This window comes from Thioalkalivibrio sp. ALRh (assembly GCF_000381425.1).
Classification (GTDB): Bacteria; Pseudomonadota; Gammaproteobacteria; order Ectothiorhodospirales; family Ectothiorhodospiraceae; genus Thioalkalivibrio.
In genome coordinates, this window is sequence record NZ_KB906519.1 from 1,206,160 (window position 1) to 1,222,187 (window position 16,028).

11 protein-coding genes and 2 pseudogenes are annotated in these 16,028 nt (G+C 66.7%); 7 read left to right on the forward strand and 6 right to left on the reverse strand.

Translation table 11 applies throughout. From position 1 onward, the window contains the following. Nucleotides 1-5: 5 nt before the first annotated feature. The 5 genes from F791_RS0105800 to F791_RS0105820 form a co-directional block, all read right to left on the reverse strand. Nucleotides 6-1,040, reverse strand: a complete 1,035-nt coding sequence (locus F791_RS0105800) for an NADP(H)-dependent aldo-keto reductase (protein ID WP_018139718.1) — start codon at nucleotides 1,038-1,040, stop codon at nucleotides 6-8. Nucleotides 1,041-1,054: 14 nt separating this feature from the next. After that, entirely contained in the window at nucleotides 1,055-2,182 is a 1,128-nt protein-coding gene (locus F791_RS0105805; RefSeq protein ID WP_019592302.1) for an FIST C-terminal domain-containing protein, read from the reverse strand. Between the two features lie 284 nt (nucleotides 2,183-2,466). Beyond that, the gene (locus tag F791_RS0105810) at nucleotides 2,467-2,928 is read right to left on the reverse strand and encodes a hypothetical protein (protein WP_019592303.1); all 462 of its coding nucleotides are present in this window, start codon (nucleotides 2,926-2,928) and stop codon (nucleotides 2,467-2,469) included. 109 nt (nucleotides 2,929-3,037) lie between these two features. Continuing rightward, nucleotides 3,038-3,928 carry a phosphoribulokinase gene (locus F791_RS0105815; RefSeq protein WP_018137575.1) on the reverse strand — a complete coding sequence of 297 codons (891 nt, stop codon included), beginning with the start codon at nucleotides 3,926-3,928 and terminating at the stop codon, nucleotides 3,038-3,040. A gap of 49 nt (nucleotides 3,929-3,977) precedes the next feature. Further along, on the reverse strand, nucleotides 3,978-5,816 hold the full coding sequence (locus F791_RS0105820; RefSeq protein ID WP_018137576.1) for an SLC13 family permease: 1,839 nt from the start codon (nucleotides 5,814-5,816) through the stop codon (nucleotides 3,978-3,980). A gap of 250 nt (nucleotides 5,817-6,066) precedes the next feature. On the opposite strand from F791_RS0105820, the gene F791_RS0105825 reads away from it, so the two are divergent. The 3 genes from F791_RS0105825 (at nucleotide 6,067) to F791_RS0105835 (ending at nucleotide 11,116) form a co-directional block, all read left to right on the forward strand. Then, nucleotides 6,067-6,915, forward strand: a complete 849-nt coding sequence (locus F791_RS0105825) for a universal stress protein (RefSeq protein ID WP_018175057.1) — start codon at nucleotides 6,067-6,069, stop codon at nucleotides 6,913-6,915. A gap of 104 nt (nucleotides 6,916-7,019) precedes the next feature. Next, the gene (locus F791_RS0105830; protein ID WP_019592304.1) at nucleotides 7,020-8,933 is read left to right on the forward strand and encodes an ATP-binding cassette domain-containing protein; all 1,914 of its coding nucleotides are present in this window, start codon (nucleotides 7,020-7,022) and stop codon (nucleotides 8,931-8,933) included. Nucleotides 8,934-9,100: 167 nt separating this feature from the next. Beyond that, a complete protein-coding gene (locus F791_RS0105835) occupies nucleotides 9,101-11,116 on the forward strand; it encodes a methyl-accepting chemotaxis protein (protein WP_018139567.1) in 2,016 nt (671 codons plus the stop codon). 11 nt (nucleotides 11,117-11,127) lie between these two features. On the opposite strand, the gene F791_RS0105840 is transcribed toward F791_RS0105835, so the two are convergent. After that, nucleotides 11,128-13,095, reverse strand: a complete 1,968-nt coding sequence (locus F791_RS0105840) for a GNAT family N-acetyltransferase (RefSeq protein WP_019592305.1) — start codon at nucleotides 13,093-13,095, stop codon at nucleotides 11,128-11,130. A 224-nt stretch (nucleotides 13,096-13,319) separates the two neighbouring features. Between F791_RS0105840 and F791_RS0105845 the strand changes: the two genes are divergently transcribed. The 4 genes and pseudogenes from F791_RS0105845 to F791_RS13885 form a co-directional block, all read left to right on the forward strand. Beyond that, nucleotides 13,320-13,619, forward strand: coding sequence for an STAS domain-containing protein (locus F791_RS0105845; protein ID WP_018993343.1), 300 nt, complete (start codon nucleotides 13,320-13,322; stop codon nucleotides 13,617-13,619). Between the two features lie 11 nt (nucleotides 13,620-13,630). Then, nucleotides 13,631-13,993, forward strand: a complete 363-nt coding sequence (locus tag F791_RS0105850; RefSeq protein ID WP_018139564.1) for a response regulator — start codon at nucleotides 13,631-13,633, stop codon at nucleotides 13,991-13,993. Nucleotides 13,994-13,995: 2 nt separating this feature from the next. After that, nucleotides 13,996-14,713, forward strand: a pseudogene (locus F791_RS13880) (Hpt domain-containing protein); the annotation flags it as partial. A gap of 92 nt (nucleotides 14,714-14,805) precedes the next feature. After that, nucleotides 14,806-16,017, forward strand: a pseudogene (locus tag F791_RS13885) (chemotaxis protein CheA); the annotation flags it as partial. Nucleotides 16,018-16,028: the final 11 nt, after the last annotated feature.

The window sequence follows — 16,028 nt, forward strand, 5'->3', positions numbered from 1 at the left end:
TGGTCCTACGGACAGGGGTAGGTATAGCGGGCGTGGATGGCCTCGATGGCCTCCAGCACGGCATCGGACAGGGTGATGTTGACGGTGGCGATGTTCTCGCGCAGCTGCTCCATCGTGGTTGCCCCGATCAGGTTGCTGGTCACGAAGGGCTGCTGGTTGATGAAGGCCAGCGCCAGCTGTGACGGGGTCAGGCCGTGTTCGCGGGCCAGGCGCGCGTACTCCGCGGTCGCGGCCAGGCCGGATTCGTTGCTGTAGCGCTGGAAGCGCTCGAACAGCGTCAGGCGCGCCCCCGCGGGCTTTGCCCCGTCCAGGTACTTGCCGGAGAGCATGCCGAAGGCCAGCGGCGAATAGGCCAGCAGGCCGGCGTCCTCGCGGATGGCCATCTCCGCCAGCCCCGCCTCGAAGCTGCGGTTGAGCAGGTTGTAGGGGTTCTGGATGGAGACGATGCGCTCGGACAGGCCGCGGTCATGGGCGCGTATCCACTCCATGAACCCCCACGGGGTCTCGTTGGAGATGCCGATGGCGCGCACGCGGCCGCTCTCGACCACGGCCTTCAGCGCCGCCGCGGTCTCTTCGATCGAGGTCGCGCTCTCGTCCGGCTTGTGAACGTAGCCGAGCTGGCCAAAGAAGTTGGTGGCGCGCGCCGGCCAGTGGACCTGGTAGAGGTCCAGGTAGTCGGTCTGCAGGCGCCGGAGGCTGTCGTTCAGGGCCTGCTCGATGTGTTCGCGGTTCAGCTGCGGGCCACCGCGCAGGTAATCGATCATCCCGGGGCCGGCGACCTTGCTGGCCAGCACCACGCGGTCGCGGTTGCCGCGCTTCGCCAGCCAGTTGCCGATGTAGGTCTCGGTCAGCCCCTGAGTCTCCTCGCGCGGCGGGACCGGGTACATCTCGGCCGCATCGATCAGGTTCACGCCCTGGTCGAGCGCGTAGTCCAGCTGCTCGTGTGCCTCGGCCTCGGTGTTCTGCTCGCCCCAGGTCATGGTGCCCAGGCCGATCAGGCTGACCTCGATATCGGTGCGTCCCAGTTTGCGGTATTGCATGCCAGTCCCTTGGTTCAGGTGAATAGGGTAAGGACCCCGGTGTAGCCGTACAGGCGGTTGGCGAAGATCTCGCCATTGGCGAAAAAGCCGATCAGGGGTACATCCCCCAGACCCTGCTGCACGATTGCCAGTTCCGCGCCCTCCTGGCCGAACTGGTGGCGCCCGCGTCCGATGCAGGAGACATAGATCGCCCCGCGGATCCCGTTCGGGGCCTGGGCGCGAATCTGCTCCAGCATGCGCTCGAGGTCGTCGCGAGCGGCCTGGCCGTCGCGGCGTACGAACAGGATCTTCTGCCCGGGCTCCAGTAGTTCGCCGACCGCGAGCACCTGCTGATCGAGGTCCACGCCGATGATATTGCGGACCCGGTAGTCGCCGGTGTCCGAGCCGGCGATCGGGAAGCCGACCAGGATGTAGCCCAGCGCCCGCTCCAGGTCGCGCGACAGGACGTCGCCGATGATGCCCTTGAATGCCGGCAGTGCTCGCTGACCATCCAGCTGCACGATGATGTTGCGCCAGGTCTCGGTCAGCTCGTGCTGGCCGGGCAGCGGGGTGCAGCCCTGGCTGTGGCGTGCGGCGATCGCGACATCGTCGCGCAGCGCGAGCCCGGTGATGCCCGAGGCGACCACGCCATCGGCGATCTGCCCGGCCCCATTCTCGCCGGAGTGTATGCCGCCGGTGGCGAACCAGGCGGTCTGGTCGCCGATCTCGGTCAGCACGGCCTCGACACCCTCCGTGCGTGGATCGGCGTTCAGCAGCAACCGGCCCGGGGTGGCGGGGTCGAGGAAACCGTCCAGGGCCTGCTTCAGCTCGTCCAGGCTGTGGACCGGACGCTGAATCACGCGCGCGGAACCGGTCGGCAGGTCGCCGATCATCAGGGTAATCGCCGGGTCTTCGTAGAATTCCCGTTCTGGCCCGATCACGGCCATGCCCATGCCGCCGACGAAATGGTCCACCCCTAGTGCCTTGCGCAGCGTGTCCATGACCAGGCGAGCATTGCGGCTCAGCGCATCCGACACGTAGATAAAGCCCACGCGCACGGTCTCCGGATCCCGGGGCGGCAGCGTGCCCAGCCCCTGGATCAGTTCGGCGGCGAGGGTGCGCGGATCATTGCCGCTGGCGGCGGTACTGACAAAGCGTTCCATCAACGTTCAGGACTCCATTACAGCCCCAGGGAAACACTGATCAATGTACACGCTCGCGCTCGAGTCGCTTTTGCGTGCGAACAAGGCGCGGTGACTGCCGTGCAGTCATTCTGCACAAGGGAGTCGCAACGCCGTGCGCATGCAAAAGCGGCCGAGCCCCTTCGGGGTTGGCACCCCAGGTTCCCCGATTCTGCGTTGCGCCGCTTGCGGGTAGAACCACTACCCGCTGCACGGCGCGCCTTGTCTCGGAAAACCTGGGGTACCAACGCGAGTGTGTACATTGATCAGTGCTTCCCTAGCTGTTCCAGCATGCTGAGGGCCTCGTTGTCGGTTTCGGGGATGCCGCGCCGGATGGTCATCTGGTCGTTTTCTGTGAACTCCAGGCGGGCATGGTGGCGGGTGTCCAGCTCCTCCAGGAACCAGGCGATCTCGGAGGGGTGGACCGCCCGTTCGCCCCGCATCAGGTGCCGCGCGAGGATCGCATCCTCGCGGATGTCCAGGTAAAGCGGCTGGGGCAGCGCCAGGGGCAGCACATGGGTCTGTACCAGCCACTCGATCGGCGTGGGGCGCCGCGTCGGCAGACGGCGGCTGTCGATACGGAAGTGCCCGCCGCCGCCGGGCTGCTTCAGCAGTTCCTCCAGCCAGTCGCCCTCGAAGCCCTGGTGCACGATCAGCGAGCGGCCGGTATAGCGGCTGCGAAAGCATTCCATCTGTTGCGCAGGGCGTGGCCCGAACAGTCCGAACACGGCAACTCCATGAGTCCAGGTGGGATCGCCGGAATGCTAGCCCAAACACCTGTCGCCACAAAAAAGCCCCGCCGGAGCGGGGCTAGGGGAACTTCCGGAGCGCTTGCGCTCAGCCGCGACGCGACAGCATGTCGTGGATGATCGGCGCGAGGATGACCTCCATCGCGAAGCTCATCTTGCCGCCGGGCACCACGATGGTGTTCGGCCGGGACATGAAGGAGTCGGGCAGCATGTTCAGCAGGTAGGGGAAGTCCACACCGAACTTCTTCGGCTCCCTGAAGCGGATGACCACCATGCTCTCGTCGGGGGTGGGGATGTCCCGGGCGATGAACGGGTTGGAGGTGTCCACCGTCGGCACGCGCTGGAAGTTGATGTCGGTGTGGCCAAACTGCGGGGTGATGTAGTTCACGTAATCCGGCATGCGGCGCAGGATCGTGTCCACAATCGCCTCGGCGGAATAACCACGCTCGGCATTGTCGCGGAAGATCTTCTGGATCCACTCGAGGTTTACGATCGGCACCACGCCGATGCCCAGGTCCACGTGCTGCGCGGCATTTACTTCACCGTTCACGACCAGGCCGTGCAGGCCTTCGTAGAACATCAGATCGGTGCCCGGCTGGATCTCTTCCCAGGGGGTGAACTCGCCCGGGCCGAGGTTGGTGCCGAGACGCTCGTTGTGAGCGGCGGCTTCCTCGTCGGAGTGCAGGTAGTAGCGCTTCTGGCCCTGGCCGGTCTCGCCGTAGGTCTTGAACAGATCCTCGATGCGATCGAACAGGTTGGCCTCGGGGCCGAAATGGGAGAAGTGCTGATTGCCTTCGTCGGCGGCCTTCTGCATGGCCTCCTTCATCGCCTTGCGGTCATAGCGATGGAAGCTGTCGCCCTCGATGACGACCGGGTTGATCTGCTCGCGGCGGAAGATCGACTCGAACGAGCGCTTCACGGTGGAGGTGCCGGCTCCCGAGGAGCCGGTGACCGCGATCACGGGATGTTTTTGCGACATGGGGTTTCTCCTTGCATAGCTTCTTGCGACGAATAGTGTACGGACGAGTTTAGAAAATGAGATTGAGCATCAGCATGGCCACGATACCGAACAGCAGCGTCATGATGCCGCCGGCCTTCATGTAGTCCTTCACCCGGTAGCCGCCGGGGCCCATGATCAGGGCGTTCACCTGGTGGGTCGGGATCAGGAAGGAATTCGAGGTGGCGATCGCCACGGTCAGCGCGAACACGCGCGGGTCGGCGTCCATCCCCGCGGCCTGGGCGGCGATCGCGAAGTTGATCGCCAGCGGCACCAGCAGCACGGTCGCACCGACATTGGACATGACCAGCGTAAAGAACGTGGCCAGCGCGAAGATCGTCGCCTGCAGCACCCAGGGCGGGACGGTCCCCAGCAGTTCCAGCGTGTTCTGCGCAATCCACGCGGCGGTGCCCGTGTTCTCCACCGCCATCCCCAGCGGTATTAGTGAGGCCAGCAGGAACACCGTCTTCCAGCTCACCGAGCGATAGGCGTCGTCGAGGCTGATCACGCCGGTCAGGATCATGCCCAGCGCGCCGGTCAGCAGCGCGACCGACAGCATCAGGTCGGTGAACAGGATCAAGCCCACCGTCAGCGCCAGGAAGAACAGCGCATGCGGGACCTTGGAGGGGCGCAGCTCCTCGCGCGGGTAGTCGGAGGTAATCACGACAAAGTCGCGATCCTTGTCCAGGCGCGCCAGCGACTCCCAGGTGCAGTGCACAACCAGGATGTCGCCGATCTCCAGCGGGATGTCACGCAGGCCCTCGCCGAAGGTCTCGCTGCCGCGCTGGATGCGCATCACCGACAGGCCGTAGGTCTGGCGCATGGCCAGTTCGGTCACGGTCTTGCCGGCGAGGTTGGAGCCAGGCGCGATGGCGACCTCGGCGACCCCCGAGCGGCTGGTGTCCAGCGCGTTCGCAAACACGTCCAGGCGCGTGGTGGGGCGCTTGCGCGTGCCCTCGCACAGCTTTTCCATGCGCGCGGGGCTGGCGAGCACCGCCAGGTGCGAGTTGGCCTGGATCTCGTAGCCGGTCCAGGGGGCCATGCGCAGCTCGTCGCGCACGTAGGTGCCGACGATGGCGATCCCGGTCTCGCGTTCGATCTCGGCCACGGTGCGGCCCACCAGCGGGTCCTTCTCGGGAACGAATACTTCGTGGATCTCGTAGGACAGGCCGTATACCCGCTGGAAATACTCCTGTGCACTCTCGCGCTGCGCGGACTTGGACTTGACCGAAGGCAGTACGAAACGGCCCAGCACCACGAAGTAGACGATGGTAGTGGCCAGCAGCGCGAGGCCGATCGGGGTGACGTCGAACAGCTGGAAGGGCTCCATGTTCGACGGCAGCAGGTCATTCAGCAGGATCAGCGGGCTGGAACCGACCAGGGTGATGGTGCCGCCGACGATCGCGGCGAAGCCCATCGGCATCAGCAGGCGCGACAGCGGGATCCCGAGGCGGCTGGAGATCCGGCTCATCACCGGCATGAACAGCGCGGCGGCGCCGATGTTCTGCATGAAGCTCGAGATGACGCCGACGGTGCCGGAGACCGTCGGGATGATGCTCTTCTCGGTGGTGCCGCCCACGCGCATGATGAAGGCGGCCACCTTGTGCATCACGCCGGTCTTGTCGAGACCGGCGCCGATGATCATCACCGCGATGATCGCGATCACCGCATTGGAGGCAAAACCGCTGAACAGTTCGTCCTGCGCGACCAGCAGCCCGAGCCCGGGCACCAGCGTCAGCAGGCCGAGCAGCACCATCACCGAGATGGCAGCCAGGTCCACACGGATGACCTCCGTCACAAACAGGAAGATGGTGAACGCCAGTAGCGCGAGCACCACGATCATCTCGGTGGTCAGCGTAAGGTTTTCCATGTATCGATTTCGTATCCTGAAGACCCGCACCGGACGGTGCAGAGCCGGGGCTGAGGGGGCTGGCGAGTGGCCCTGGCCGGTGGCCAGTGGCGTGGGAGGCGTCGCCGGTGCTTCCCCTTGAAAGCGCGCGATTATTTCATCCCGGGCGGTTGGACGCAAAAAGCGGGCCGTTCGGACCTTTCGCGAGACGTTGGCTGTCGTGCGCCGGCCGGTCGGTTATGCTGGTCGAAAACTGTCAGGGAGACGCCCCATGTCCGATGCCCCGCTTTGCCGTTTCGAGACGATCGTGCTCGCGACTGACGGCTCCGAGTTCAGCGAGTCGGCCGAGGCTGTCGGCCTGGATCTGGCCCAGCGTTGCGGGGCCCGGCTCATCCTCGCGCGTATCATTCCTACCGATACGCAGCACGACGCACTGTCGCCCCGGCGCAGCCACGATGCGAGCGTGACCGCGCAGGGCGACCTGGACGTGCTCGAGAAAAAGGCGCGCGAGCAGGGCCTCGATGCCCTGCCCATCCTGCGCCACGGAGTGGACCGGCATCAGGAGATCGTCAAGATCGCCGAGGAGTACAAGGCCGGCCTGATCGTGATCGGGCGCCGCGACCGCAACGATCTCGCGCGTCTGATGGTCGGCGACGCGACGCGCAAGGTGGTGGGCACGGCGCCGTGTAACGTCATGGTCGTTCCGCGTGGCGCGCAGGCGCCGCACCGGGGGCTGCTGGTCGGGACCGATGGCTCCGAACTGGGCGATCAGGCGGCGCGTGCGGCGATCGAACTGGCCGGCTATTGTCAGCTGCCGATCACCATCGCCTCGGTCGCCGTGCCCGGCCAGAGTGACGAACGCCGCCAGGAGGGCGTCGATGCGATCCAGCGCCTGCAGGGCGAGGCCCGGGAGCAGGGCCTTCAGGCGGACGCGACCTTCGAGGAAGGCCGCGCCGAGGTCACCCTGATTGACGTGGCGCGGCGCGACAATCGCGACCTGATCGTCGTGGGCAGCCACGGACGTACCGGCCTCAAGCGTCTGCTGATGGGTTCGGTGTCCGAGCGCGTGATTGGCGGTGCTGACTGCCCGGTGCTGGTGGTCAAGGGCCTGAACGTCTAGGGAAACATTTGTTTCCCTGGTCGCACTCCCTGGTTCACGATTCCCCCTGAACCCCTTCTGCCCGGCGTTTGCCGGGTTCCCCAACTGGATTCCTCTCGATCTCGATGGCTCTGCTGACCCTGCGCGATATCCACCTGGCCTATGGCATGGCGCCGTTGCTGGATGGCCTGAATCTGAGCCTGGAGCCCGGCGAACGCGTGGCGGTAGCCGGGCGTAACGGCGAGGGCAAGTCGACCTTGCTCAAGGTGATTGCGGGTGCAATCCAGCCGGACTCGGGCGAGGTGGTCCGCCAGGACGGCCTGGCGACCGCATACCTGACCCAGGAGCTGCCGCCCGGGGTCGAGGGCACGGTGTTCGATGTGGTCGCCGAGGGGCTGGGCGAGGCCGGGCAACTGCTGGAGCGTTTCCATCACCTGAGCCAGGCCGCCGCCAGTGGTGACGCCGAGGCCCTGGAGAAGATGGGCCCGGTCCAGGCCCGGCTGGAGGCGATCGACGGCTGGAGCCTGCAAAACCGGGTCGAAACGACGCTTTCGCGCCTGGAGCTCGACCCCGAGGCCGGATTCGCTGCGCTCTCCGGCGGGCTCAAGCGTCGCGTCTGGCTGGCGCGCGAGCTGGTGCGCGAGCCGCAGCTGTTGCTGCTGGACGAGCCGACCAACCACCTGGATGTGGCTGCGATCCGCTGGCTGGAGGAGTTCCTGCGCGGGAGCGGGCTCACGGTGGTGTTCATCAGCCATGACCGCCAGTTCATGGAACAGGTCGCCACTCGCATCCTGGAGCTGGATCGTGGCCAGGTGTACGAACACCCGCCCTCGATCGAGGCCTTCCGCACGCGCCAGGCCGAGCGCCTGGAGGTCGAGGCGCGTCAGCGCGCCGAGTTCGATCGCAAGCTGGCGCAGGAGGAGACCTGGATCCGCCAGGGCATCAAGGCCCGGCGTACCCGCAACGAGGGGCGGGTGCGCGCCCTGCAGGCCCTGCGCAAGAAGCGCGCCGAACGACGCGAGCTGGGGGGACAGGTACGCATGCAGCTGTCCCCCGAGCAGCGTTCCGGCCGTTTGGTGATCGAGGCGGAGCATGCGGACTTCGGCTACGGCGACACGCCGGTGGTGCGCGACGTGAACCTGCTGCTCCAGCGTGGCGACGCCCTGGGCATCATCGGCCCCAATGGCGCCGGCAAGACCACGCTGCTGCGCGGGCTGCTGGGCCAGGTGGAGCCACTTTCCGGAACGGTCAAGCTGGGCACCCAGCTCGAGATCGCCTATTTCGACCAGGCACGGGCGCGTCTCGACGAGACGACCACCGTGCAGGATGCGGTCGGCGAGGGCCGTGACCGCGTCACCGTGAATGGCGAGACCCGACATGTGCTGAGCTATCTCGGGGATTTCCTGTTCCCGCCGGAACGCGCGCGCCAGCCCGTATCGGCCCTGTCCGGTGGCGAGCGCAACCGGTTGCTGCTGGCCAAGCTGTTTCTGCGCCCGGCCAATTTGCTGGTACTCGACGAGCCCACCAACGACCTGGATGTCGAGACCCTCGAGCTGCTGGAACAGCTTCTGATCGAGTACACCGGCACGGTGATCGTGGTCAGCCACGACCGCGCGTTCCTCGACAACGTTGCGACCAGCACGCTGGTGCTGCCCGGCGATGGCACGGTCGAGGAATTCGTCGGCGGTTGGTCGGACCTGCCCGCACGCGTCACGCAACGCCTGCTCACGCGCGAAGCGGATACCGGGGCCCAGGAGGCGCCCGCCGCACCCGAGGCCCGCTCCGAGCCGACGTCCGCGGTCGCGGAACCGCCGCCCCGCGCCCGCAAACTCTCCTACAAGGAGGCTCGCGAGCTGGAGGCCCTGCCAGGCCAGATCGAGGCGCTGGAAAACGAGCACCAGTCGCTGGCCGAGGCCCTGTCGGATCCAGAGGTATTGCGCGATGGGGAGCGCGTGCGCGAGTTGCAGGCCCGGCTCGAACAGGTCGAACGAGACCTGGCGGTGGCTTACGAGCGCTGGGAGGCGCTGGAATCACCCTGACTCTTTCCGCGTCATTCGGTGTGATGTGATTCTCAAAACGGCCAGGGCTCAACTTCAGGGGAAGGCGGCCGTAACAGGGGATGAATCGTCTCTACAGGCAGCGGAATGATCCGTTTGCACGTGATGGCATGCGCCCGGCAGAAGGCGCTGAGGAAGGAGTCAACACCATGCTGGACAAACTCTCCATTCGGGGGCTGCTGATCGCCGGCTTCGGGCTGGTCGTCGCGATCCTGATCATCAATTCGCTGCTGGCACTGCGTGCCCTGAATGTGGGTGGACAGGGCGTGGCTGAACTGACCCAGTCCGATTATCCGGCGGTGGCACGCGTCAACGACGTGGAGCAGCTGTTGCAGGAGAGCGCCGCCTTCCTAGGCTTCTACCTGATGAGCGAGGAGGACGAACACCGCGACGCCTGGCTGAATGCGATGGACGAGCTGGACGTCGCCATGGATGCCCTGGTCAACGATCCGGTCGTGCAGGGCTCGGATGATCTGACTGCCTCCGCGGAACAGGTGCGCGCGAACATTGACGGCTTCGCCGCGCACCGTGAGCGCCTGATCGAGGTGGCCGAGGACGTGGCCCAGAACATGCCGGCCCAGGGTGTCGCCAACTCGCGCGCCAACCCGGCGACCATGCAGATGACCCAGTTGACCAGCACCATGATCGACGAGGAGATGGCGCGGGCACGCTTCCAGCGCTCGTTCGAGCGTCTCGGCGATTTCTACAGCCTGCGCACCAACCTTCTGCAGATCACCTCGAACCTGCGCGGTTTCATCGCGTTTCGTGATGACTCCTTCGAGCAGAACCTGCGTCTGTACCTTGGCCAGACACACGACGTGCTGGCGCGGTTGCTGGAACAGTACGACGAGCTCGATTTCGAGCAGCAGATCGCGGTCGAGGACTTCGAAGGGCTCCTGAACGAGCTGGATAGCGCGATCCAGGACATCGTTCGCATCCACGGCAGCGAGGAGGCCCTGCAGGACGCCTTCCTGATCCGTACCGAGGTCGGCCCGGTGATCTTCGAGGCACGTAATGAACTGCAGCAGTTGTCCGAGCGCATCACCGGCCGTGCTGAAGTGTCCGCCGCCGAGCTGACCGCGACCATGCGCAATACCCAGGTGACGCAGGGCGTCCTGGCGCTGATTGGCGTGATCCTGGGAGTGGTCGGCGCGGTCTTCATCATCCTGGTGGTGCGCCGTGCGCTGGCTCACTCGACCGAGGCGCTGGAAGAGATCGCCGACGGCGATGGCGACCTCAGCCGCCGTTTGGACGAAAACGGTCTGATGGAGACGGCCCAGCTGGGGCGTGCGTTCAACCGCTTTACCGACAAGATTGCGCAGGCGATTGGCAACGCCCGTAGCGGTACCGAGACCCTGAACCGTGCGACTGAGAACCTGAATCAGGAGGCCTATCAGGCCCGCGAGGTGGTCTCGCGTCAGCGCGACGAGACCGAGCGCGTCGCCACGGCGATCAACGAGCTGCAAAGCAGCGCCGAGGAGATCGCGCGTAATACCGATGCCACCTCCCAGGCCGGACAGGAGGCCAGCGGTGCGGTGAACAACGGCGCCGACGTGATGGAGAAGAACATCGAGTCCATGTCCTCCCTGCTGGGCACGGTCGAGCAGGCCGCCGGCACTGTTGCCAAGCTGGGTGAAGACTCGAAACAGATCGGCACCATCCTTGAAGTCATCCGCGGCGTAGCCGAGCAGACCAATCTGCTGGCCCTCAACGCGGCGATCGAGGCCGCCCGTGCCGGGGAACATGGCCGCGGGTTTGCCGTGGTGGCCGACGAGGTACGCAAGCTGGCGACCCGCACGCAGGAGTCCACCGACGAGATCGAGAGCATGATCTCGCGTCTGCAGACCGCCACAGGCTCTGCGGTGAAGGCGATGCAGCACGGCCAGGAAGAGGCCGAGACCACCATGGAGCACACCGCCGAGGTGAACGGCGCCCTGCAGCAGATCCGCCAGTCGGTGACCACGATCGTGGAGATGACCGATCAGATCGCGGTTGCCGCGCGTCAGCAGAGCACCGTGGTCGAGGACATCAACCGCAACATCGTGCAGATCTCCGACGGGGCCGATCAGTCTGCCAACACCGCCGATCGGGTCAGCGCGGCCTCCGACGAGCTCAAGCAGGTCGAGCGCGAGATCCAGCAGGCGCTGGCCCAGTTCCGGCTCTGATGACGGCTGGATCAGCCCGGGGGCTGCCCCCCGGACTCGACCCGGGTGCGCCAGGCCTGCGCGGCCTGACGCAAACGCCGTACCACGCCGCGGCGTCCGGAGACCCCCAGACGGACAGCCAGGTCGTCCCAGTCGATCGGTGGCTCCAGGGCGGTGGCCAGCACCGTTCCTTCTGTATCGGTCGGCGGCTGCGCGCGTAGTTGGCGGACCAGGGCCGGGAGTACCCATTCCAGTGGCCGGGCGCGCTCGGCGAAGGCCTTGAGCTCCGCCAAGTCCTTTGTCATCGCCGGATCAGGTCCGGCCTCCGGAAAAAGGGCTTCCAGCGCCCGTGCCAGGGCCGTTTCGTGCCAGGGCCACAGACGATCCCGCCATGCGGGCCAGTCCCGGGCCTGTGCGGCTGCCAGGCATCGTATCGGCCCGGCGAGCGCGTCATCGACCGCCTTCAGGACTACACCCCCTGGGCGGCCGCTGTAGGGATCCGGGCGCAGGCCGGCACGTAGCAGGTCGAAGCCCCCGCGTTTCCACAGCCCGAGCAGGTCGGGATCCAGGCCAAAGCTGGCCCCGACCATGCCGATACCCTCGGCCCGAGCGCGTTCGGTGATCTGGTGCAGCAGCCGCTGTCCCAGCCCGCGACCCTGCCAGTGCGGATGCACCGCGATGCGCTGGATGCGCCAGACCGGGTGCCGGGCCAGGTCGAACGCCCCCTGGGCTGCCAGCACGCAGGGCAGAAAATGCCCCTGGGGTCGGCGCTCTCCTGCCCAGACCGCTTCGGCCATGCTGGCGTCCAGTCCCGGCTCCACGCCCACCAGCACCACGCCGAACAGGGCCCCGTCGCGGATGCCCTCGAGCGTCAGCAGGTGGATGGCGGCGTCGTCCAGCCAGCGCTGCAGATCCGAGGGCCGGGTGCGGTAGTGCGCATCGGCTAGCAGGCCGGCCACGGCCTCCAGTCGCCCGGGCCGCGCTGCCAGTTCGGATGCCTGACTCCAGTGCCATCGCACTGCCTGCGGCTCTGGCGCGGCACTGCGGGCCCCCAACAGGAACAGGTCATCGATCCAGCGCTCCAGCGGGTCGCCGGGTTCCCAGCGCACTGGCGTTTCCAGGCGCGCGTGCCGCACGCGAAGACCCGCCTGTTCCAGTGCGGGCAAGGCGCGCAGCCGAAAGCCCTGCCCGCTCCCCTCGAAGCCACCCGTCGTAGTCGCCAGCACCAGTCGTTGCCCCCGCCGTGCCAGCCGCAGGAGGTGGTCGACCGGGAGTGCGGCGGCCTCGTCCACCACCAGGGTTTCCGATTGGGCGGCCGCCGCCTCCAGCGCGGCAGGGGCGTGGTAGCGCAGCTCTTCGGGGACACGGCCCAGGTGCACTTGTATGGCCTTGTGTACCGCCTGGACAGCCGCCTCGGTCGGGGCTGTCAGGGCCATGCCCCTGGGCGTGGGGGTCGGAGAGGATCCGGCCATCCAGTCCCCCAGCAGGGTCGATTTGCCGCGGCCGCGGGCTGCGGTCAGGACGCCGCATTCGCCGGGTGCCAGTGCATCCAGCAGTCTGCGGGCCGCCTGCTGGTCCGGCGTCCACTCAAAGGGTGTTCTCTCGCTACGCGGGAGTGGCCAGCGATCCGGTCCTTCCTGGACCCATTCCACCAGTGGCGCCCGCAGCGCTGTGCGCCAGCGCCTGGACCAGGCCCCGTGGCCGGGTTCGTCCACCAGCAACAGCAGAATCCCACCACCGCGCAGGAGCCCGGCGGCGATCGCAAGGGCATCACCGGGAAGGGGTGTGGTGGCCTCGAACACCACTGCATCACACTCGTGGCCCAGCCAGTGGCCGGCCTGGGCCGGCCGGGTACGGGGCACGCCTTCTGGTGGATGGCTGCCCACCCAGAGCGGTTGGCAGTTGTCCGGCATGCGCGCCAGCCAGCGCGTCGCCTGGTCCCGACCCTGGTTCGACCCGCGGAGCGCGAGCACGCGCCGAAAAAGGGTGTTCACCGCCATCCCCATTCGCCTTTCGGCGTGCCCGGCAAAATATCCGGGTAATCGTGCAGAGGCCCGCGCGGCCCCACGCTGCCAGCAGATTGTTGAGAACGGGTTCTCAAGTTTTCGACTCGGAGGCCGTACAAGTATTCTACAGGGACCCTGTATTTTCTTGTACAGATCCTGTACAAAAGAGTTCGGAGCATGGGGATCCGTCGCTTCGTCACTCACAAAGGGTACTGCACATGAACAAGGTTCCGCTGCCGGAAAGGCTGCGCATCGACACGGTGGGCGAATGCTGGGAGAGCCTGCGAGGGGCGATCGAGGCAGGCCAGCCGGTCGCGCTGGAGGCAGCGGGTGTGCGGGATGTCGACGCTGCGGGCGCCCAGATGCTGCTGATGGCAGAACAGGCCGCTCGCCACCAGGGTCAGGCCCTGGTCTACGAGTCCTGCAACAACACCCTTGAACAGGCGCTGGCCGCACTGGGTCTGGCTGAACTGCATGCCCGGATGCAGGCCGCGCCTGCCACTCACGACCCGATTTGAGGACATAACGTATGGCGAAGGTACTGGTGGTGGACGACTCGGCCTCGATGCGCCAGATGGTCGCATTCACGCTCAAGCAGGCGGGCCACGAGGTCACCGAGGGCCGCGACGGCAATGATGGGCTGAGCAAGGCCCAGGGCCAGAAGGCGGATCTCGTGATCACCGACGTGAACATGCCGGGTATGGACGGCCTGCAGATGACGCGCGAGCTGCGCAAGCTCGGCGACTACAAGTTCACCCCGATCCTGGTGCTGACTACCGAGGCCGGCCCGGAGAAGAAGCAGGAAGGCAAGGCGGCCGGCGCGACCGGCTGGCTGGTCAAGCCGTTCGACCCGGACCAGCTGATGAACACCGTGAACCGGGTGCTGCGCTAGTCATGTCCATCGACATGTCCCAGTTCGTCGACGCCTTTCTCGAGGAGAGCTTCGAGGGGCTGGAGCGCATGGAGACCGAGCTGCTGGCGCTCGAGGGCGGTGGCGATCCGGAGACGTTGAATACCATCTTTCGTTCCGCGCACTCCATCAAGGGCGGGGCCGGGACCTTCGGCTTTGCCGCGATCTCCGAATTCACCCATGGCGTGGAGACCCTGCTCGACCGCCTGCGTAATGGCGAACAGGCCGCCGACCGCGACACGGTCAACCTGCTTTTGCGCGCGGTGGACATCCTGCGCGCGCAGCTGGAGGCCGCGCGCGACGGCGGCGAGGCGGACCCGGCCGAGGTGGCCGAGGTGCGCACCCTGATCGAGGCCCATCTGGGCGAGCCGTCATCGGCCGAGCCGGCACCCGGGAGTGCCGGTGGGGAGTCGCGCGCCGGCTCGGGCTGGCGCATCCACTTCCGGCCGCACCGCGACCTGATGCGTACCGGCAATGACCCGCTGCGTATGTTCGAGGTGCTGGAGGAGCTCGGCGAGCTGCGGGTGACCTGCGAGACCGGTGATCTGCCGGATACCGCCGCCGGCTTCGACCCGGAGGACTGCTACCTTGCCTGGACCCTGGAATTGGAGGGTGACGCGACCGAGGATCAGCTGCGCGAGGTCTTCGAGTGGGTCGAGGATGAGTGCGACCTGAGCATTGAGCCGCTGCCATCCCCCTCCGCGCCCAGCGACCAGGACGTGCCGGTTGTGGAGGAAAGCTCAACCGGGGAGCGAGAGCCCGCCGAAGGTGGCGCCCGTCAGCCCGCCGCCAGTCGGGGGGCCGAGTCCAGCTCCATGCGCGTCAATACCGGCAAGATCGACGCCCTGATCGACATGGTCGGCGAACTGGTGATCACCCAGTCCATGCTGACCGATATCAGCGAGCAGCTGGAGGACGACCCGTCGCAGGTGGAGGCACAGATCGAACGCCTGCGCACCGGCCTGGCCGACCTGGAGCGCAACACCCGCGAGTTGCAGGAGAGCGTGATGGGCATCCGCATGGTGCCGATCGCGCAGATCTTCAATCGCTTTCCGCGGCTGGTGCACGACATCTCCGGCAAGCTCGGCAAGCAGATCGAGCTGACGCTCAAGGGTGAATACACCGAGATCGACAAGACCGTGATGGAGCACCTGGGCGACCCGCTGGTCCACCTGGTGCGCAATGCGGTGGACCACGGCATCGAGCTGCCCGAGGCCCGTCGCGCGGCCGGGAAGCCGGAGACCGGCCAGGTCACGCTGGAGGCCTACCATCGCGGCGGCAACGTGATCATCGAGATCCGCGACGATGGCAAGGGCATGGATGCCGAACGCATCCTCGCCAAGGCGCGCGATGCCGGCCTGGTCGGCCCGAATCAGCAGTTGGAACGCCACGAGGTCCTGCAGTTGATCTTCGAGCCCGGGTTGTCCACTGCCGACCAGGTGAGCGACCTCTCCGGGCGCGGCGTTGGCATGGACGTGGTCCGCAAGAACATCCGCGGGCTCGGCGGCAACGTGGAGCTGGAGTCTCAACCCGGTAAGGGCTCGCGCCTGACCATCCGCCTGCCGCTGACGCTCTCAATCATGGACGGCCAGCTACTGAAGGTGGGCGAGGAGACCTTCGTGATCCCCCTGATCGCGATTGTCGAGTCGCTGCAGACGCAGGCCGGCAGCGTGCAGCAGGCCTTCGGCAAGCTGCCGCTCTACCGGCTGCGCGACGAGTACATCCCGATCGTGGACCTGGCCGCCCTGTTCGGGCGCGCCGAGCCCAGCCCGCTGCCGGACCCGGCCCTGCTGGTGGTAGCCGAGGCCGACGACCAGCGCGTGGCCTTGCGGGTGGATGACCTGCTCGGCCAGCAGCAGGTCGTGATCAAGACACTGGAAACCAACTTCCGCAAGGTCCCCGGTACCGCTGGCGCCACCATCCTCGGGGATGGTCAGGTCGCCCTGATTCTGGATGCGGCGGGCATCGCGCGAATGGCCGCCGGGCGCGATACCCGCGCGGCCTGACCTACAAGGAG